Below are 17,800 nucleotides of genomic sequence, written 5' to 3'. Positions count from 1 at the left end.
CGGCATCGTCGGGATTTCCAGCATTGAGGCGGACGGCACGCTGCGCGATTTCGATCCCCGTGAGGTCAAGGTGGCGCAAACCATCATCGAGCAGTCGCGGGAAGTCTGGCTGGTGGCGGACCGCGACAAATTCGGACGGCAGGCGCTGGTACGCATGGGAAGCCTGTCACAGGTCGATATGCTGATTACCGATGCGCGCCCGCCGGAAGCATTGGCGAAGGTATTGAAGGAGGCGCAGGTGAAAGTAGTCGTCGCACCATGAAAGGCAAGACCCGGCGGCTGCAGGCCCAAGAAAAACGGCGCTCGATGCGCCGTTTTTTATTGCGTTACTGCACGACTGGAACGCGTTCAGCCGAGTTGCTTGAGCAAGGTTTCGGCATTCGACACATCGAATTTGCCCGGCTGTTCGAGATTGAACTGCTTCACGACACCGTCTTCCACCAGCATCGAGTAACGCTGCGAACGAATGCCCATACCACGCTCGGTGAGGTCGAACTCCAGTCCCAGCGCCTTGGTGAATTTCGCGCTGCCGTCGGCCATCATGCGCACGACCCCGGTCGCATTCTGCTGGCGTCCCCAGGCGCCCATCACGAACGGATCATTGACGGAAATGCACCAGATTTCGTCGACGCCTTTCGCCTTCAGCGCGTCCGCGTTCTTGATATATCCAGGCACATGCTGGGCCGAGCAGGTCGGAGTGTAAGCGCCGGGCAGGCCGAAGATGGCGATCTTCTTGTTCTTGACGAGGTCGCCGACATTGAACGTGTTCGGGCCGAGCGCGCATCCTTCCGTCTCGACGTCGATGAATTCGGACAGTGTTCCTTCCGGCAGGCGGTCGCCGACTTTAATGGTCATGGTGATTCCTTTGCGTATCAATAGACAGGATGAATGAAAAACGCCGCGCCTGCGAGGCGCGGCGTGAGACCGCAGTATGCCCTGTTATTGCTACTTTTGCATGGCAGGATCAGTCGGCCTGCTTGCGCAGGAAGGCGGGGATGTCATACGTTTCCATGCCGTTCTTCTCCAGCGCACGGACGGTTTCCGATGCCGACTCGCGACGCCATACCGCAGGCGCCTTCAGGCCGTCGAAGGATTGCGTCGGCTGGACGCCGTGGCTGCCGCCGGTTGCCATGATCGGCTCGTTGTGGGTACCGGTACGCAGCACCGGTGTCTGCACGAGCTGCACGCTCTTGCGCGCACGGCCAAGGCCGGTCGCCACCACGGTGACGCGGATGTCGTCGCCCATCTTGTCGTCGTAGGCGATGCCCTGCGCGATCGACGCGTCCGGCGCGGCGAATGCACGCACGGTCGCCATGACTTCCTTGATTTCCTTACCTTTCAGGTTACGGCTTGCGGTCACGTTGACCAGCACGCCCCGTGCACCGGACAGGTCGATGCCGTCCAGCAGCGGCGACGCCACCGCCTGCTCGGCGGCAATGCGCGCACGGTCGACGCCGGAGGCGGTTGCCGTTCCCATCATTGCCTTGCCCTGTTCGCCCATGATCGTCTTGACGTCGTTGAAGTCGACGTTGATATGACCCGGCACGTTGATGATCTCCGCGATACCGGCGACGGCGTTGTTCAACACGTCATCCGCATGCTGCAGCCATTCGATCATGCTGTCGTCTTCGTAGATCTCTTCCAGCTTCTCGTTCAGGATCACGATCAGGGAATCGACGTGCTGGCTCAACGCTTCCAGGCCCTCGTCGGCGATTTCCATGCACTTCGCGCCTTCGTAGGAGAACGGCTTGGACACCACCGCAACGGTCAATGCGCCCTGCTCCTTCGCCACCTGCGCGACGATCGGTGCCGCGCCGGTGCCGGTGCCGCCGCCCATGCCTGCAGCGATGAACACCATGTGCGCGCCGCGCAGCGCATCCTCAATGCGGGAACGCGATTCTTCCGCCAGAGCGCGGCCGACTTCCGGTTTCATGCCAGCGCCAAGGCCGGTCTCGCCGATCTGGATCACGTTATGCGCGGCCGACTGCTTGAGCGCCTGCGCATCAGTGTTGGCGGCGATGAACTCCACTCCGGACACACCCTTGTTGATCATGTGCTGCACTGCGTTGCCGCCTGCACCGCCGACGCCGACGACCTTGATTACCGTGCCAAGTGATGCATTGTCTACCATATCGATTTCCATGATGACTCCCTTATCCAAGATGCAGTTTTCAGTCGATAGGCACCACGCGACGTGGCGACTAGCAACTGCAAACTGCGGTTAATGACAAATTAAACGCATTTAAAAAATACCAAGTCGTACTTCCAATCACTTCAGGGTTCCCTCCCCTTTTCAGGGGGAAGGAGCTTTTCCTTTCACGTTGACAGTCCGTTTGTGAATGAAAAGCACCAACTGCCAACCACCTTAAAAATTTCCCAGAAACCATTCCTTCATCCGCTGCCAGATCGCCTTCACCGAACCATCCTGGCGTGTGACGATATGACCGCGGAGATACTGCTTCTTTGCTTCCAACAACAAACCCAGCACCGTCGAATACCGCGGGCTGCGCACCACGTCCGCCAGCTGCCCGCTGTACTCCGGCACGCCGAGGCGCGCCGGTTTCAAGAAGATGTCTTCCGCCAGTTCCACCATGCCCGGCATCATTGCAGAGCCGCCGGTCAGGACGATGCCCGACGACAGCACTTCCTCGTAGCCCGACTCGCGTACCACCTGGTGCACCAACGCGAACAATTCCTCGACGCGCGGCTCGATCACCGCTGCCAGGGCCTGGCGGGACAAGGTGCGCGGACCACGGTCGCCGAGACCCGGCACTTCCAGTGATTCGCCCGGATCGGCGAGCACCTGCTTGCAGACGCCGTAACGCAGCTTGATCTCCTCCGCTTCGGCGGTCGGGGTGCGCAAGGCCATCGCGATGTCATTGGTGATCTGGTCGCCGGCGATCGGGATCACTGCCGTATGGCGGATCGCTCCTTCGGTAAAGATCGCAACGTCGGTGGTGCCGCCGCCGATATCAATCAGCACCACGCCGAGTTCCTTCTCGTCCGGCGTCAGCACCGCATCGGCGGATGCCATCGGTTGCAAGATCAGGTCGGATACCTCGAGGCCGCAGCGGCGCACGCACTTGACGATGTTCTGCACGGCGGACACGGCGCCGGTCACGATGTGGACCTTTACTTCCAGCCGGATACCGCTCATGCCGATCGGCTCGCGCACGTCTTCCTGGCTGTCGACGATGAATTCCTGCGGCACCGTGTGCAGCAATTGCTGGTCGGTCGGGATATTGACCGCCTTGGCGGTCTCGATCACCCGTGCCACATCGGTGGCGGTGACTTCCTTGTCCTTGATCGCGACCATGCCGCTGGAATTGAAGCTGCGGATATGACTGCCGGCGATGCCGGTGTAGACGTTGCGGATCTTGCAGTCGGCCATGAGCTCGGCTTCTTCCAGCGCGCGTTGTATCGATTCGACGGTCGCCTCGATATTGACCACCACGCCCTTCTTCAAGCCCTTCGATTCATGCTGGCCGAGGCCGATCACCTCATGCCGGCCATTGGGCATGACTTCCGCCACCACCGCCACCACTTTCGATGTGCCGATGTCGAGGCCGACAATCAAATTCTTTGCGTCTTTTGTCATGTTTATCTGCTTACTTTTTTTTATGATCGAGTCCGAACGCCAGTCCCTGTGCCTTCAATGCAAAGCCATTCGGATAACGCATATCCACACTTTCAATCCGGTCCTGCAGCCGCGCCACCAACTGTGGATAGATGCCGACGAGGCGATCCACCCGGTCCTTCAATGTCGTTTCGGTCTGTTCCCGCCCCAGTTCCACCGTCATGCCGTTGTCGAGCCGGATGCTCCACGCATAGCGCCCCGACAACTGCACCGCCTGCGGCGCGAGCTTGACCGGCGAAAACCATTGCTGCAGGTCGCGGTAACGTGCCACCACTTCCTTTTCGCTGCCTTCCGGTCCGGCGAACTCAAGCAGTTCACCGTCTTCCTCGGCTTCGGCGAGATTGGCGGTGAACACATCGCCTTTTACGGACAACAAGCGGCCGTCGTCACCCCAGGTTCCCAGTGGCTGATGCTCCTCGATCGTGACGATCAGCTCGTTCGGCCATTCCCGCCGCACTGCCGCCCGGCGGACCCAGGGCACCACCTCGAACGCCAGCCGCACCTGGTTGAGATCGACAGTGAAGAAATTGCCCTTGATCCGTGGCACCGCGGTCGTCCTGACCGTTGACGGATTCACGTAGCGCAGCGCGTCTTCCTGGGCGCTTTCGATACGGATGGACTTCAGCGTAAACATCGGCCGCTGCGCGACCCACCAGACGGCGCTCGACAGCAGGCTGAGCGCCAGCAGGCCGAGCAAGGCATTGGTGGTTGCGTTAAGCATTCGGATGTCGTGCCACATGGTCAGTCAATCTTCGTTATCAAACCGGTTTCCAGTTTTCCGACTGGGCCAGGTCCAGGTCGGCGGAACGCAGGATCTCGACACACAGGTCTTCATAGCTCACACCGGCAGCCTTCGCCGACATCGGCACAAGAGAATGTCCGGTCATGCCCGGCGAGGTATTGATTTCCAACAGGAACGGTTCATTGTCGGTTGCGCGCAGCATGAAATCCACTCGCGCCCAGCCGGAACTGCCCAATGCGTTGTACGCACGCACCGCGAGCGACTGGATGCGCTTGGTGAGGCCGTCATCGAGCGGCGCGGGACACAGGTACTGCGTGTCGTCGCTGAAGTACTTGTTCTGGTAGTCGTAATTGCCTTGCGGCGCGCGGATCTCGACGATCGGCAATGCACGCGCGGTGCGCCCGGCACCGAGCACGGGCACGGTCAGTTCACGGCCGGTGATGAATTCCTCGGCGAGCACGACGTCGTCGTACTTTGCGCAATGCGTGAATCCTTCCTTCATCTCCGAATAGCCGGTCACTTTGCTGATGCCGATGGTGGAGCCCTCATGCGGCGCTTTCAGCATCAGCGGCAGGCCGAGTTCGTCCGGCACGGCACGCAGCTCCTCCGCCGTTGCTTCCTTGGAGTCGAGGACCACGAAGCGCGGTGTCGGCAGGCTGTGGCTGAGCCAGATACGCTTCGTCATCACTTTGTCCATGCCGATCGACGACGCCATCACGCCGGAACCGGTGTAGGGAATGCCGAGCTGTTCCAGCACGCCTTGCAGGGTGCCGTCTTCACCATAACGGCCGTGCAACGCAATGAATACGCGGTCGAATTTTTCCGCAGCGAGTGCGGCGAGGCTGCGCTCTGCGGGGTCGAACGGATGCGCATCGATGCCCTTGCTTTGCAAGGCCTTCAGAACGCCGCTGCCGGACATCAGCGAAACTTCGCGCTCCGCTGAACGGCCGCCGAAGAGTACGCCTACTTTTCCGAAATGTTGTGTCATGTCTGTTTACTCATTCAGTATTACTTACCGGTTCCCTCCTCCTGCAAGGGGGAGGGTTAGGGTGGGGGTAGTGAGGTCGAGCTACCGCATGCAATTGCTCAACCTAACTACCCCCATCCCAACCTTCCCCCCAAGAGGGGGAAGGAGCCATTCCTTTAACTTTTCAACGCCGCCAGCTTTCCGGGCACGCCGCTGATCGATCCCGCACCCATCGTGATCACCACATCGCCATCGCGGGCCATGCTCACGATGCTGTCCGGCATATCGGCGATATCTTCAACGAAGATCGGCTCCACCTTGCCCACCACCCGCAGTGCATGCGCCAGTGCGCGGCCGTCTGCGGCGACGATCGGCTGCTCGCCGGCGGCGTAGACTTCCGCCAGGACCAGCGCGTCGGCGGTCGACAACACCTTGACGAAGTCCTCGAACAGATCGCGCGTCCGGGTGAAGCGGTGCGGCTGGAATGCCAGCACGAGCCTGCGTCCCGGATAGGCGCCGCGAGCGGCAGCGAGCGTGGCGGCAGTCTCAACCGGGTGATGCCCGTAGTCGTCCACCAGCGTGAACGCGCCCCCGCCCGGCAGCTTGATATCGCCATAACGGGTGAATCGCCGGCCCACGCCATTGAATTCCATCAGCGCCTTCTGCGTAGCACGATCGTCCACGCCGACTTCGCGGGCGATCGCGATCGCAGCGCAGGCATTCTGCACGTTGTGCATGCCCGGCTGGTTCAAGCGCACTTCCATCGCCTCGTAGCCATCCTGCAGCACCGTGAACACCATGTGGCCGTCCACCGCCCTAGCATCGACAGCCCGTACCTGGGCTTCTTCATGGAAGCCATAGGTAGTGATCGGCTTGGAAATGAACGGCATGATTTCGCGAACGTTGGCGTCGTCGATGCACAGCATGGCAACGCCATAGAACGGAAGGCGCTGGGTGAACTCGACGAATGCCTGCTTCAGCTTTGCGAAGCTGTGATCATAGGTTTCCATATGATCGGCATCGATATTGGTGATCACTTCGATGCATGGCGACAGGTTCAGGAAGGAGGCGTCCGACTCATCGGCCTCGGCAACGATGAAGTCGCCGGCGCCGAGCTTCGCGTTCGCGCCGGCACTGTTCAGCCGCCCGCCGATCACGAAGGTCGGATCGAGTCCGCCTTCCGCCAGCACGCTCGCCACCAAGCTGGTGGTCGTGGTCTTGCCATGCGTGCCGGCGATGGCGATGCCCTGCTTCAGGCGCATCAATTCCGCCAGCATGATGGCGCGCGGCACGATCGGGATTCGCCGTGCACGTGCTGCGATGACTTCCGGATTGTCTGGCTTGACGGCAGTCGATGTGACGATCGCATCCGCGCCGTCGATATTCTGGGCCGAATGACCCTGGCTGACTTTCGCGCCCAGTTCCGCCAGGCGCACCGTCGCCGCATTGCTGCCTAGATCGGAGCCGGAGACGGTATAGCCGAGGTTCAGCAGTACCTCCGCGATGCCGCTCATGCCGGAGCCGCCTATACCGACGAAATGGATGTTTTTAACTTTGTGTTTCATTAATGTCCGGCCAGTTCTTCCAGTATGTTTGCAATTGTTTCATTCGCGGAACGCCGCCCGAGAGCATGGGCCGCTTCCGCCATGGTCAGGCAGGCTTGCCGGTTCAGTGAACGCAGCATGTCCGCCAGCCGCTCGGCCGACAACTCGCCTTGCGGCAGATGCACCGCCGCTTTCTGATGGGCCATCCACTGCGCGTTGTCGCGCTGGTGGGATGTCGTGCTGGCGACGAACGGCACCAGCACGCTTGCCACGCCGGCCGCGGTCAGTTCGGATACGGTGATTGCACCGGCACGGCAGATCACGAGGTCCGCCTCCGCATAACGGCGCGCCATGTCGTCGATGAAATCGACGACTTCTGCATTCACTTGCGCATTCGCGTAGGCGCTCCGCAGCGCGTCGATATGCTGCCGGCCCGACTGGTGCGTCACCACCGGCCGCTCCGCCGCCGGCAACAGTGCCAGTGCCGCCGGCACCGCTTCGTTCAGCACCTTGGCGCCCAGGCTGCCGCCAACGACCAGGATTTTCAGCGGGCCGCTGCGGCCGGCGAATCGCTGCGCGGGCGCGGGCAGATTGCTAATCTCGGTGCGCACCGGATTGCCGCTGACCATTGCCTTGGACGCTGCGCTGCCGAAGTCGCCCGGGAATCCGAACAGCACCCGTTGCGCGAAGGGTGCCAGTGTTTTGTTTGACAGCAGGAGGGCCGCGTCCGCATTGACGAGCACCAGCGGCACGCCGCGCGCCTTCGCCATCATCCCGCCCGGAACCGTCACATAGCCGCCCATGCCGAGCACCACATCCGGCTTGCGGCGGCCGATGATGCTGAAGCAGGCGCCGATGCCGGCCGCGAGTTTCAGCGCGCCCTTCGCGGTATGCGCAAGGCCCTTGCCGCGCACGCCGGCGAAGTCGATCGAATCCATCTCGATCCTGTGCTTCGGTACGATGTCGCGCTCCATGCCATGCTGCGTCCCGAGCCAGGACACCTGCCAGCCGCGTGCCTGCATGGTTTGTGCGATTGCCAAACCGGGGAAGATGTGCCCGCCGGTCCCGGCCGCCATGATCATCAGTCGCTTGCCCGGCTTCATACCCGGCCTCCGCGCATCAGGATGCGATTTTCGTAGTCGATACGCAGCAGGATCGCCAGGCCAATGCAATTAATCACCACGCCCGAGCCGCCATAGCTCATCAATGGCAGCGTCAATCCCTTGGTCGGTAGCAGGCCGAGATTCACGCCCATGTTGATGAATGCCTGCACACCGATCCAGATGCCGATGCCTTTCGCTGCCAAACCTGCGAAGGTCAGGTCGAGCGCAATGGATTGGCGTCCGATTTCGAATGCGCGCTTGATGATCCAGTAGAAGGCCGTCACCACGACCAGGACGCCGGCAAAACCAAGCTCTTCGCCGATCACTGCCAGCAGGAAGTCGGTATGCGCTTCCGGCAGGTAATGCAGTTTTTCGACGCTGCCGCCGAGGCCGACGCCGAACAGCTCGCCGCGGCCGAATGCAATCAGCGAATGCGAAAGCTGGTATGCCTTGCCGAGTGCGTTTTCTTCTTCCCACGGATTGAGATAGGCAAAGATGCGCTCGCGCCGCCATGGCGAGAGCAGGATCACCATGCTGAAGATGCCGACCAGCGTGGCGCCGATACCGCCGAACCAGATGCCATTGATGCCGCCCAGGAACAGGATGCCCATCGCGATGCAGACGATCACGCCGAAGGCGCCGAGGTCCGGCTCCAGCAGGAGCAGCAGTCCGACCACGCCAATCGCGACCGTCATCGGCAGGAAACCCTTGGTGAGCTTGTGCATGACCTGCTGCTTGCGCACCGTGTAGTCGGCGGCGTACAGCACAACGAACAGCTTCATCATTTCCGACGGCTGCAGGTTGAATACCTTGAACGACAGCCAGCGCTTGGCGCCGTTGACGCCCTTTCCCAGGCCGGGCACCAGCACGAGCACCAGCAGCACCATCGTGATGACGAACAGGTGAGGCGCGTAGCGCTGCCAGGTTTCGATCTTGACCCGGAAGGCCAGCAGGCCGGCGACGATGGCGACCGTGACGAAGATCGCCTGGCGAACCAGGAAATGCGAATTCTTGTAGTTTGCGTACTTCGGCGAGTCGGGCAGGGAAATCGATGCCGAGTAGACCATCACCATGCCGAACAGCATCAGCAGCAGGACGACCCAGGCCAGCGGCTGGTCGTATTCCATCATCTTCGAGCGCTGTCCGGCGCCGCGTGCCAGCGGTGGTGCCGGGGTGGAAAACAGGGGCAAAGTGAATTTCATGCAATCACCTCGCCGCGCGACAGGGCAAGTTCACGCACCGCTTCCACGAAGACTTCCGCGCGATGTTCATAGTTGCGGAACATGTCGAGACTGGCGCAGGCGGGCGACAGCAATACCGCATCGCCGGACTGCGCGAATTCGGCAGCCTTCCCGACGGCTTCCTCCAGCGTTGCACAGTCGACCAGCTCCACGCCCGATGACTCTACCGCTGCGCGTATTGCCGGGGCATCCTTGCCGATCAGCAGGACAGCGCGCACGAACTTGGCAACCGGCTCCAGCAAGGGCGAAAAATCTTGTCCTTTGCCTTCGCCGCCCGCGATAAGCACCAGGCGTCCGCCGCCGCTCTGGCCGAGGCCGTTCAAGGCGGCGACCGTTGCGCCGACATTGGTACCTTTGCTGTCGTCGTAATAATCCACGCCGCCGACGTTGGCGATCATTTCCACCCTATGTGGCTCGCCGCGATATTCGCGCAGGCCGTGCAGCAGGCGCGCCATCGGCAGGCCGATGGCGCGGCACAAGGCCAGCGCGGCAAGTGCATTGACCGCATTGTGGCGGCCACGGATCTGCAAGGCATCCGCCGGCATCAGTCGATTGACGCTGACGGGGACCTCGACCATTTCTTTCTTGCGACGCTTCGGCTGTTCGCCTTCATCGGAGGTAACGGCGACAGACAGCCATTGCATGCCGTTTTCGTCGACCAGACCGAGACAGTCCGGCAGCGAGGGTTCATCCGTACCGAAAGTCACCACGGGCAAAAGCGGCGATGCCATTTGCATTACGCGCGCGTCGTCGCGGTTCAGGACACGCACGGTATGCGCACCGAAGATGCGTGCCTTATCGGCGGCGTATGCTTCCATGTCGCCATGCCAGTCGAGGTGATCCTGCGTGACATTCAACACGGTCGCCGCATCGCTTTTCAGGCTGAACGTGGTGTGCAACTGGAAGCTTGACAGTTCGAGCACCCATGCCTGTGGCAGATTGTCGCTGTCGAGCGCGGTACGCAGAACATCGAGCGCCGCCGGGCTGATATTGCCCGCCACCTGCACCGTCATTCCGGCACGCCTGCACAGCAGTCCGGTCAGGCTGGTGACCGTGGTCTTGCCGTTGGTGCCGGTAATGGCGATCACCTTCGGCGAATATCCGCGCTCCTCGCGCAAGGCGGAAAGGGCTTGCGCGAATAATTCGATCTCGCCCCATACCGGGATGTTTTTTTCCTGTGCAACCGGCAGCAATGCGGCGAGATCGCGTCCGGGTGCGAGGCCCGGACTCACTGCGACGAAATCGACGCTGTCCAGAAGCGCGGCCTCGAATGGGCCGCCGACGAATTCCAGCGCCGGCATGGTCGCCTGCAAGTTGCTGCGCAATTCTCCCAGGCGGGCTGGTTCGGCCCGCGTATCGGCCACGCGCAGGGTCGCGCCGCAGCGTGCCAGCCATAGCGCCATGGCCATGCCGGATTCGCCGAGTCCGAGAACGAGAACGTGTTTGCCTTGGTAATTCATCAGCGCAGCTTCAGTGTGGAGAGACCAAACAGCACCAGCATCATGGTGATGATCCAGAAACGGACCACGACCTTCGTTTCCTTCCAGCCCTTCTGTTCGAAATGATGGTGCAGCGGCGCCATCAGGAGGATGCGGCGTCCGACGCCAAAGCGCTTCTTCGTGTACTTGAAGTAGCCGACCTGCAGCATCACCGACAGGGTTTCCACCACGAAGATGCCGCCCATGATGAACAGCACCACTTCCTGCCGCACGATGACCGCGATGGTGCCGAGTGCGCCGCCAAGCGCCAGCGCGCCGACGTCGCCCATGAAGACCTGTGCGGGATGCGCGTTGAACCAGAGGAACGCAAGGCCCGCGCCGGCCATCGCCCCGCAGAAAATGAGCAGCTCGGCAGCACCGGGAATGTAGGGAATCAGCAGGTACTTCGAAAACACCGCGCTGCCGGTCAGGTAGGCGAACAAGCCCAGTGCCGTGCCCACCATGACCGTCGGCATGATCGCCAGGCCGTCGAGGCCGTCGGTGAGATTGACCGCATTGGAAGTGCCGACGATGACCAGGTAGGTCAGCAGGATGAAGCCCCACACGCCGAGCGGATAGCTGATCGTCTTGAAGAAAGGCACGATGAAGTCCGCTTTCGGCGGCAGGTCGATATTGAAGCCCGACTGCACCCATTCGATGAACAGCCCGAGCACCTGGGTGTTGGTCGGCGCCGATACCGAGAAGGCGAGATAGATCGCGGCGGCGATGCCGATCAGCGATTGCCAGAAATACTTTTCCTTGGACGACATGCCGTCCGGGTTCTTGTAGACCACCTTGCGATAGTCATCAACCCAGCCGATGGCGCCATAGCCGAGCGTCACGACGAGCACCACCCAGATGAAGCGGTTGCTCCAGTCGGACCACAGCAGGGTAGCGATGCCGATGGAAAGGAGAATCAGCGCGCCGCCCATGGTCGGCGTGCCGGTCTTGATCAAATGGGTCTGCGGTCCGTTGGTGCGGACTGCCTGACCGACCTTCAGCCTGGTCAGCATGCGGATCACCGCCGGGCCGGCGATAAGGCCGATCCCGAGCGCGGTCAGTGTGGCAAACACCGCGCGGAAGGTGATGAAGTTGAAGACCCGGAGAGGTCCCACTTCCTGTTGAAAATATTGTGCCAACCAAAGCAGCATGTTAATGGGTTTCCTGTACTTGTCCGGATGAATCGGGATTCACGAGATGCTGGACCACCCGCTCCATTTTCATGAAGCGCGAGCCTTTCACCAGCACCGTCGTGTTCGGTTGAGTGCCTGCTTCCACTGCCTGATTCAGTAACCCGATGTCATCGAAATGCCGCGCGCCCCCGCCAAATGCTGCCGACGCGTGACGCGCCAGCTGGCCAAGGGTGAATAGCTGTTCGATGCCGCGCTGCCGTGCGTAACCGCCGATCTCGTCATGGAACTGCGGGCCTTCGTCGCCCACCTCTCCCATGTCGCCCAGCACCAGCACGCGGGGCGCCGTCGTATTCGACAACACATCAATCGCCGCCCGTACCGAGTCGGGGTTGGCGTTATAGGTATCATCGATGACAAGCGCACCATTCTTTGCGGTCTTGCGTTGCAGCCGGCCGTTGACCGGCGCGAATGCCTGCAGACCTCGGATTACTGCCTCCTGCGGAATACCGATCGCCAGCGTGCATGCTGTTGCGGCAAGTGCGTTGCGCACATTGTGCTCACCCGCCGCGGACAGCTTCACCTGGAAATGTTTCCCGCAGGCAGTAATGGACAGATCACTGCCGAAATCGTTCACTCGAAAAGTACAGGTCACATCCGCATCCGCGGATAGCCCGAATGTCATGCTCCGGCGCTGCCCGGCATAGGCGCGCCATAGTGTTGTGTAAGGATCATCCGCCGGATACACCGCGATGCCGTCCGCCGGCAGGCCCTGGATGACAGCGCCGTTTTCCTTCGCGACCGCCTCGACGCTTTCCATGAATTCCTGGTGTTCGCGCTGTGCATTATTGACCAGTCCGACGACGGGCTGCGCGATGGCCGCAAGCGTGGCGATCTCACCCGGATGATTCATGCCAAGTTCAATCACCGCGGCCTTTAAATTCGCTTCGAGACGGAACACCGTGAGCGGCACGCCAATATCGTTATTCAGATTGCCGCGCGTGGCGAGGATGGACTCATCGCCGAACGCCGCCTTGAGGACGGATGCGATCATTTCCTTGACGGTGGTCTTGCCGTTGCTGCCGGTGACGCCGATGACAGGCAATCCAAACCGCTGCCGCCATCCGCGTGCCAGCTCTCCCAATGCAACGCGTGTATCTGGCACTACCAGCGCCGGCACCGTCAATCCCTGCGGAACACGTTCCACCATCACGGCCGCGACGCCTTTCGCCGCCACTTCCTGCAGAAAGTCATGCGCGTCGAACCGCTCGCCGCGCAGGGCGACGAACAGGCTGGACGGCGCGACGCTGCGGCTGTCGGTGGACACGCCGTCGAATGCCACGTTTGCCGCTTCCCCTTCGATCGCGGCATCAACGATCCATGGCTGGATATCAGCCAAAGACAACTTCATTAACTATTCCCCTTCATTGTTGCTCGTGCGGCCAATGCGAGTGCCGCATGGTCCGCATCCAGAAACGGCAATTTTTTGCCTTTTATCTCTTGGTAGGGTTCATGGCCCTTGCCGGCCAGAAGAACCACATCCGGTTTTGCCGCGTGACGTACCGCCCACAGGATGGCGGCGGCGCGGTCTTCAATGACAAGTGGTGCCGCCGTCGCCTTGCGTTTGGCATCGATCCCTTCCACGATCTGGGCCAGTATTCCCGCCGGCTCCTCGTTGCGCGGATTATCGCTGGTCACGATAATATGGTCCGCCGTTTCCGATACGGCGCCCATCTGCGGCCGCTTGCCCGGATCGCGGTCGCCGCCGCAGCCGAACACGCACCACAACTGTCCTCCCCGCTGCTGCGCGACCTGCCGCAGCGTCGCCAGCGTCTTTTCCAGCGCATCCGGTGTGTGCGCATAATCGATCACCACCAGCGGCGCTTCCTGTCCTCCCAATTGCTCCATGCGTCCCGGCACCGCGGTCAGCGACTCCACCGCTTCGACTGCCGCTTTCAACGCGATTCCTTTTGCCAGCAGCACGCCGAGGATGCCAAGCACATTGCTGACATTGAACTGTCCTACCAAGTGCGTCTTGACCTGCGCCGAGCCGAACGGCGAAGCAAGTTGAAACGCGGTACCGGCGTGGTTGCTGCGGATGTCGCTGGCATGCAGGCAGGGCACGCTTCCTTCGGTGCGGCCTTCAATGCTGTATCCGATCAGGCCAAGCTGCGGGCGCGACTGATGCAGCCGCTGCATCTGCCGCCGGCCCATGCCGTCATCAAGATTGATCACCGCGTGCTTGAGTCCCGGCCAGTCGAACAGGACTGCCTTGGCTGCTTCATAGGTAGCCATGTCGCCGTGATAGTCAAGGTGATCGCGGGTGAAATTGGTGAAGAGCGCGACATCGATATGCAAACCATGAAGGCGCCCCTGCTCCAGTCCGATCGACGATGCTTCGATCGCCAGCGCCTTTGCGCCGCTGGTGCGCAGCGATGCGAGCCTGCGTTGCAGCAGCACGGCATCCGGCGTGGTGTAGCCGGTGCTGCTGAAGCCGTCATGACCGCCGCGCCGGAACATCGCCACGCCCAGTGTTCCCACCACGGCAGTCGGATCGCCGAGGCGCGACAACAGCGTACCCAGCCAGTGACTGCAGGAGGTCTTGCCGTTGGTGCCGGTGACCGCAACGGAAAACATCTCGGCGTCAGGTTGATCGTAATAGGCATTCGCGACAAAGCCGGCGATCTTTTTCAGGTCCGGCACCGCGAGATGCGGCACTGTCCAGCCGGCGTCCCAGTGGAAGCCGGCGGCTTCATAAATTACCGCCCTGGCGCCTCGCGCGATTGCCTGGGAAATGTAGTCGCGGCCATCCGCGGTTTCCCCTGGATAGGCAATAAATACATCGCCGCTCGTGATGCTGCGGGAGTCCGACGAAAGCTGGGCCTCGGGCGCCGCCGTGTGCAGCCAATCGAGAATGTCCGCGACGCTGATCGCGCCGGCTCCGGCGTCCGGTGTGCGCACCTGCATCACAGGCTCTCCTTCAGTTCGACCGGAGGGATGATGATGTCGGTTACCGACGAATCGGGCGCGACGTTCATCGCGCGCAACGCATTGGCAACGACTGCAGAAAAGATCGGCGCCGCCACCTGGCCGCCGTAGTGCATGCCGTTGGACGGCTCGTCGACCATGACAGCGACAATGATCCGCGGGTCGGATACCGGTGCGAAGCCGACGAAGGACGACACATACTTGTTCGCGTACTGGCCGCCGACGAGCTTGTGCGCGGTTCCTGTCTTGCCGGCCACCCGGTATCCCGGAACCTGCGCCTTGGGAGCAGTACCTTCCGGGCCGGCGGCCATTTCCAGCATGGCGCGCACATTCCGCGCGGTCTTTTCCGAAATCACCCGCTGCCCTGCCGGCGGCGTGTCCACCTTCATCAGCGACGTCGGGATCATGTCGCCGTCGCGGGCGAAGATGAGATACGAGCGCGCCATCTGGATCAGCGAGGTCGAGATACCATGACCGTAGCTCATGGTCGCCTGTTCGATCGGCTTCCAGGATTTGTGCGGACGTACCCGCCCGGCCACCGCGCCTGGGAAGTCCAGTTTGGGCGCCTGGCCAAAGCCGACCGTGGTGAACAATTCCCACATCTGCTCCGGCTTCATCTGCAGCGCAAGCTTTGCGGTACCGACGTTGGACGACTTCTCGAGCACCTGCGACACCGTCAGCATGCCATGCGGATGCGCATCGCCGATGGATGCCCGTCCGATGGTGAGCCGGCCCGGCGCGGTCTGGATGTTCGTCTGCGGCGTCACCAGATTGTTCTCCAATGCCAACGCAATGGCGAACGGCTTCATCGTCGAGCCCGGCTCGAAGGTATCCGTCAGCACCCGGTTGCGAAGCTGAGCGCCGGTCAGCCGGCCGCGGTCATTGGGGTTATAGGTCGGGAGGTTGCTCAGCGCCAGCACTTCGCCGGTTTTCGCGTCCAGCACGACGATGCCTGCCGCCTTGGCCTTGTGCTTCTCCACCGCTTCCTTCAAATGTGAATAGGCGATGTACTGAATCTTGCGATCGATCGACAGCGTCAAATCCTTGCCGTCATGCGGATGGCGGACCGATTCGATATCCTCCACGATGCGCCCGAGGCGGTCCTTGATCACCCGGCGACTGCCGTGCGTGCCTGCCAGGTTGTTCTGGAATGCCAGTTCCATGCCTTCCTGGCCCTTGTCCTCGACGTTGGTGAAACCGACGATATGCGCCATCACCTCACCCTCGGGGTAATAGCGCTTGTATTCTTTCTTGGTCGAGATCCCGGGGATGCCGAGCTTCATGACCTTGTCCGCCACATCGGGCTCGACCTGCCGCTTCAAATAGACGAAGGTCTTGTCGGAGTCCAGCTTTTTGCGCAGGTCGCGCTCGCTCATTTCGAGCAGCTTGGCCATTTGTCGCAGCTTGTCGTCCGACGTACCCGTCACGTCCTCGGGAATCGCCCAGATGGCTTTCACCGGCAACGACGATGCCAGCATCTGGCCGTTGCGGTCGGTGATGCGGCCCCGTGTCGCCGGCAATTCAAGCGTGCGCGCATAGCGCGACGCGCCCTGTTTCTGGAGGAATTCGTTGGAAATTCCTTGCAGCCAGAGCGCCCGGCCGGCGAGGGCGGCAAAGGCGGCGAACATCGTAAACAGCACGACACGCGAGCGCCATACCGGGAGTTTGACGGCCAGCACCGGGCTGGCGCTGAACTGCACTCCCCTGCCGGCGGCGGTACGTGATGCGGCGCGCATTACTTCACCCCCGGTGTAAGGTACTGGGTACGGTCAGGAGTGACAGTCAACATATTAAGATCACGGCGCGCATTGGATTCGATGCGCGCATGTTTGCCGAAGGTGGATTGGTCGAGCTGCAACTGCGCCCACTCGAGGTCGAGCTGCTTGGCTGCGGATTGCGCCCGTTCGAGTTCGATGAAAAGCCGGCGCGCCTGGTACTGCGCATTCACCAGCGAGAGTGCGCACAGGACCAGAATGACGGTCAGCACGACGTTCATGCGACCGATCATTGCGCGGCTCCGGAAGCGATGCGTTCAGCCACCCGCATGATGGCCGAACGCGCCCGCGGATTGGCGGCGATTTCCGCATCCGACGGCTTCATCTTGGACAGCAGCTTCAACTCGGGTTGCGGCAGGTCGATCGCACGAATCGGCAGTCGACGGTCAGGCTGCGGCGCGTTGGCCTTGGATGCCATGTAGCGCTTGACGATGCGATCTTCCAGTGAATGAAAGCTGATCACAGCCAGTCTCCCGTGAGGGGCCAAATGTCGAAATGCCGCGTCGAGTCCTACTTCGAGTTCTTCAAGCTCCTGATTGATGAAAATCCGGATAGCCTGAAAGGTGCGAGTGGCCGGGTCCTTGCCCTTCTCGCGGGTTTTGACGGCGTGTGCCACGATCTCGGCAAGCTGTCGTGTGGTTGAAATTGGCGCGACTGCTCTGCGAGCTGCAATCGCCTTTGCAATCTGAAAAGCATACCGTTCTTCCCCATAATCCTTTATCACCTTTGCGATGTCATGTTCGGCCGCCGTTGCGAGCCATTCCGCTGCAGACATGCCGCGCGTCGTATCCATGCGCATGTCCAGCGGGCCATCGAGTCGAAAACTGAATCCTCTTGCGGCCTCGTCCACCTGCGGCGACGAAATGCCCAAGTCCATCAATATGCCCTGCACCTGCTTCACACCCCGCTCCGCCAGTGCCTGTTCCAGCGTGGCAAAGCTGTCATGCACGATCTCGAACCGCTTGTCCGGCATCGCTTTCGCAGTGGCCACCGCCTGGGGATCCTTGTCGAACGAAATCAATCGTCCCCGCTCACCCAGGTGGGCCAATATCCTGCGGCTATGCCCGCCGCGGCCGAAGGTGGCGTCGACAAAAATCCCGTCGGCGCGCGGCCCTTCGATCGCCAGCGCATCCACCGCCTCTTCCAGCAACACCGTGCGGTGCTGCAATTCCTGCACCGCTTCCGAATTCATGGC

15 protein-coding genes and 1 pseudogene are annotated in these 17,800 nt (G+C 61.5%); 1 reads left to right on the top strand and 15 read right to left on the bottom strand.

The annotated features are described in order from the left end of the window. Window positions 1-262, top strand: a pseudogene (locus V7080_RS00830) (DeoR family transcriptional regulator); the annotation flags it as partial. A gap of 86 nt (window positions 263-348) precedes the next feature. On the opposite strand, the gene V7080_RS00825 reads toward V7080_RS00830, so the two are convergent. The 15 genes from V7080_RS00825 to rsmH all read right to left on the bottom strand — a co-directional run bounded on the left by V7080_RS00825 (window position 349) and on the right by rsmH (window position 17,797). Beyond that, complete coding sequence (locus V7080_RS00825; protein ID WP_334186494.1) at window positions 349-855, bottom strand: peroxiredoxin; 507 nt, start codon at window positions 853-855, stop codon at window positions 349-351. A gap of 109 nt (window positions 856-964) precedes the next feature. Next, a complete protein-coding gene (ftsZ, locus tag V7080_RS00820; protein ID WP_334186493.1) occupies window positions 965-2,143 on the bottom strand; it encodes a cell division protein FtsZ in 1,179 nt (392 codons plus the stop codon). Window positions 2,144-2,365: 222 nt separating this feature from the next. Then, window positions 2,366-3,598 carry a cell division protein FtsA gene (gene ftsA / locus V7080_RS00815; protein ID WP_334186492.1) on the bottom strand — a complete coding sequence of 411 codons (1,233 nt, stop codon included), beginning with the start codon at window positions 3,596-3,598 and terminating at the stop codon, window positions 2,366-2,368. Window positions 3,599-3,608: 10 nt separating this feature from the next. Further along, on the bottom strand, window positions 3,609-4,376 hold the full coding sequence (locus V7080_RS00810; RefSeq protein WP_334186491.1) for a cell division protein FtsQ/DivIB: 768 nt from the start codon (window positions 4,374-4,376) through the stop codon (window positions 3,609-3,611). 19 nt (window positions 4,377-4,395) lie between these two features. After that, on the bottom strand, window positions 4,396-5,367 hold the full coding sequence (locus tag V7080_RS00805; protein ID WP_334186490.1) for a D-alanine--D-alanine ligase: 972 nt from the start codon (window positions 5,365-5,367) through the stop codon (window positions 4,396-4,398). 155 nt (window positions 5,368-5,522) lie between these two features. Next, window positions 5,523-6,911: a UDP-N-acetylmuramate--L-alanine ligase gene (murC, locus tag V7080_RS00800; RefSeq protein ID WP_334186489.1), complete on the bottom strand. Its 1,389-nt coding sequence runs from the start codon at window positions 6,909-6,911 to the stop codon at window positions 5,523-5,525. Further along, window positions 6,911-7,993, bottom strand: coding sequence for an undecaprenyldiphospho-muramoylpentapeptide beta-N-acetylglucosaminyltransferase (murG, locus tag V7080_RS00795; RefSeq protein ID WP_334186488.1), 1,083 nt, complete (start codon window positions 7,991-7,993; stop codon window positions 6,911-6,913). Before murG ends, murC begins: the two co-directional genes overlap by 1 nt. Further along, window positions 7,990-9,195 carry a putative lipid II flippase FtsW gene (ftsW, locus tag V7080_RS00790; protein ID WP_334186487.1) on the bottom strand — a complete coding sequence of 402 codons (1,206 nt, stop codon included), beginning with the start codon at window positions 9,193-9,195 and terminating at the stop codon, window positions 7,990-7,992. The genes murG and ftsW overlap by 4 nt, the downstream gene beginning before the upstream one ends. Beyond that, window positions 9,192-10,694, bottom strand: coding sequence for a UDP-N-acetylmuramoyl-L-alanine--D-glutamate ligase (gene murD / locus V7080_RS00785; protein WP_334186486.1), 1,503 nt, complete (start codon window positions 10,692-10,694; stop codon window positions 9,192-9,194). Before murD ends, ftsW begins: the two co-directional genes overlap by 4 nt. Next, entirely contained in the window at window positions 10,694-11,863 is a 1,170-nt protein-coding gene (gene mraY, locus V7080_RS00780; RefSeq protein WP_334186485.1) for a phospho-N-acetylmuramoyl-pentapeptide-transferase, read from the bottom strand. Before mraY ends, murD begins: the two co-directional genes overlap by 1 nt. A 1-nt stretch (window position 11,864) precedes the next feature. Beyond that, complete coding sequence (locus tag V7080_RS00775; RefSeq protein WP_334186484.1) at window positions 11,865-13,253, bottom strand: UDP-N-acetylmuramoyl-tripeptide--D-alanyl-D-alanine ligase; 1,389 nt, start codon at window positions 13,251-13,253, stop codon at window positions 11,865-11,867. Beyond that, window positions 13,253-14,809, bottom strand: coding sequence for a UDP-N-acetylmuramoyl-L-alanyl-D-glutamate--2,6-diaminopimelate ligase (locus V7080_RS00770; protein ID WP_334186483.1), 1,557 nt, complete (start codon window positions 14,807-14,809; stop codon window positions 13,253-13,255). Before V7080_RS00770 ends, V7080_RS00775 begins: the two co-directional genes overlap by 1 nt. Then, window positions 14,809-16,566 (bottom strand): peptidoglycan D,D-transpeptidase FtsI family protein, encoded by a 1,758-nt coding sequence (locus tag V7080_RS00765; protein ID WP_334186482.1) that lies wholly within the window; start codon window positions 16,564-16,566, stop codon window positions 14,809-14,811. Before V7080_RS00765 ends, V7080_RS00770 begins: the two co-directional genes overlap by 1 nt. Further along, window positions 16,566-16,838 carry a cell division protein FtsL gene (gene ftsL, locus V7080_RS00760; RefSeq protein ID WP_334186481.1) on the bottom strand — a complete coding sequence of 91 codons (273 nt, stop codon included), beginning with the start codon at window positions 16,836-16,838 and terminating at the stop codon, window positions 16,566-16,568. The genes V7080_RS00765 and ftsL overlap by 1 nt, the downstream gene beginning before the upstream one ends. Next, a complete protein-coding gene (rsmH, locus tag V7080_RS00755) occupies window positions 16,835-17,797 on the bottom strand; it encodes a 16S rRNA (cytosine(1402)-N(4))-methyltransferase RsmH (protein ID WP_334186480.1) in 963 nt (320 codons plus the stop codon). Before rsmH ends, ftsL begins: the two co-directional genes overlap by 4 nt. Window positions 17,798-17,800 lie beyond the last annotated feature (3 nt).

This window comes from Noviherbaspirillum sp. (genome assembly GCF_036846085.1).
Taxonomy (GTDB): domain Bacteria; phylum Pseudomonadota; class Gammaproteobacteria; order Burkholderiales; family Burkholderiaceae_D; genus Noviherbaspirillum.
Note: the sequence above shows the minus strand (reverse complement) of the source record. Positions and strands in the feature narration are given on the sequence as shown.

What these genes read in the sequence shown, in the direction of transcription:
- V7080_RS00825 (WP_334186494.1), bottom strand. Translation starts at nt 855, where the DNA reads ATGACCATTAAAGTCGGCGACCGCCTGCCGGAAGGAACACTGTCCGAA.
- ftsZ (WP_334186493.1), bottom strand. Translation starts at nt 2,143, where the DNA reads ATGGAAATCGATATGGTAGACAATGCATCACTTGGCACGGTAATCAAG.
- ftsA (WP_334186492.1), bottom strand. Translation starts at nt 3,598, where the DNA reads ATGACAAAAGACGCAAAGAATTTGATTGTCGGCCTCGACATCGGCACA.
- V7080_RS00810 (WP_334186491.1), bottom strand. Translation starts at nt 4,376, where the DNA reads ATGTGGCACGACATCCGAATGCTTAACGCAACCACCAATGCCTTGCTC.
- V7080_RS00805 (WP_334186490.1), bottom strand. Translation starts at nt 5,367, where the DNA reads ATGACACAACATTTCGGAAAAGTAGGCGTACTCTTCGGCGGCCGTTCA.
- murC (WP_334186489.1), bottom strand. Translation starts at nt 6,911, where the DNA reads ATGAAACACAAAGTTAAAAACATCCATTTCGTCGGTATAGGCGGCTCC.
- murG (WP_334186488.1), bottom strand. Translation starts at nt 7,993, where the DNA reads ATGAAGCCGGGCAAGCGACTGATGATCATGGCGGCCGGGACCGGCGGG.
- ftsW (WP_334186487.1), bottom strand. Translation starts at nt 9,195, where the DNA reads ATGAAATTCACTTTGCCCCTGTTTTCCACCCCGGCACCACCGCTGGCA.
- murD (WP_334186486.1), bottom strand. Translation starts at nt 10,694, where the DNA reads ATGAATTACCAAGGCAAACACGTTCTCGTTCTCGGACTCGGCGAATCC.
- mraY (WP_334186485.1), bottom strand. Translation starts at nt 11,863, where the DNA reads ATGCTGCTTTGGTTGGCACAATATTTTCAACAGGAAGTGGGACCTCTC.
- V7080_RS00775 (WP_334186484.1), bottom strand. Translation starts at nt 13,253, where the DNA reads ATGAAGTTGTCTTTGGCTGATATCCAGCCATGGATCGTTGATGCCGCG.
- V7080_RS00770 (WP_334186483.1), bottom strand. Translation starts at nt 14,809, where the DNA reads ATGCAGGTGCGCACACCGGACGCCGGAGCCGGCGCGATCAGCGTCGCG.
- V7080_RS00765 (WP_334186482.1), bottom strand. Translation starts at nt 16,566, where the DNA reads ATGCGCGCCGCATCACGTACCGCCGCCGGCAGGGGAGTGCAGTTCAGC.
- ftsL (WP_334186481.1), bottom strand. Translation starts at nt 16,838, where the DNA reads ATGATCGGTCGCATGAACGTCGTGCTGACCGTCATTCTGGTCCTGTGC.
- rsmH (WP_334186480.1), bottom strand. Translation starts at nt 17,797, where the DNA reads ATGAATTCGGAAGCGGTGCAGGAATTGCAGCACCGCACGGTGTTGCTG.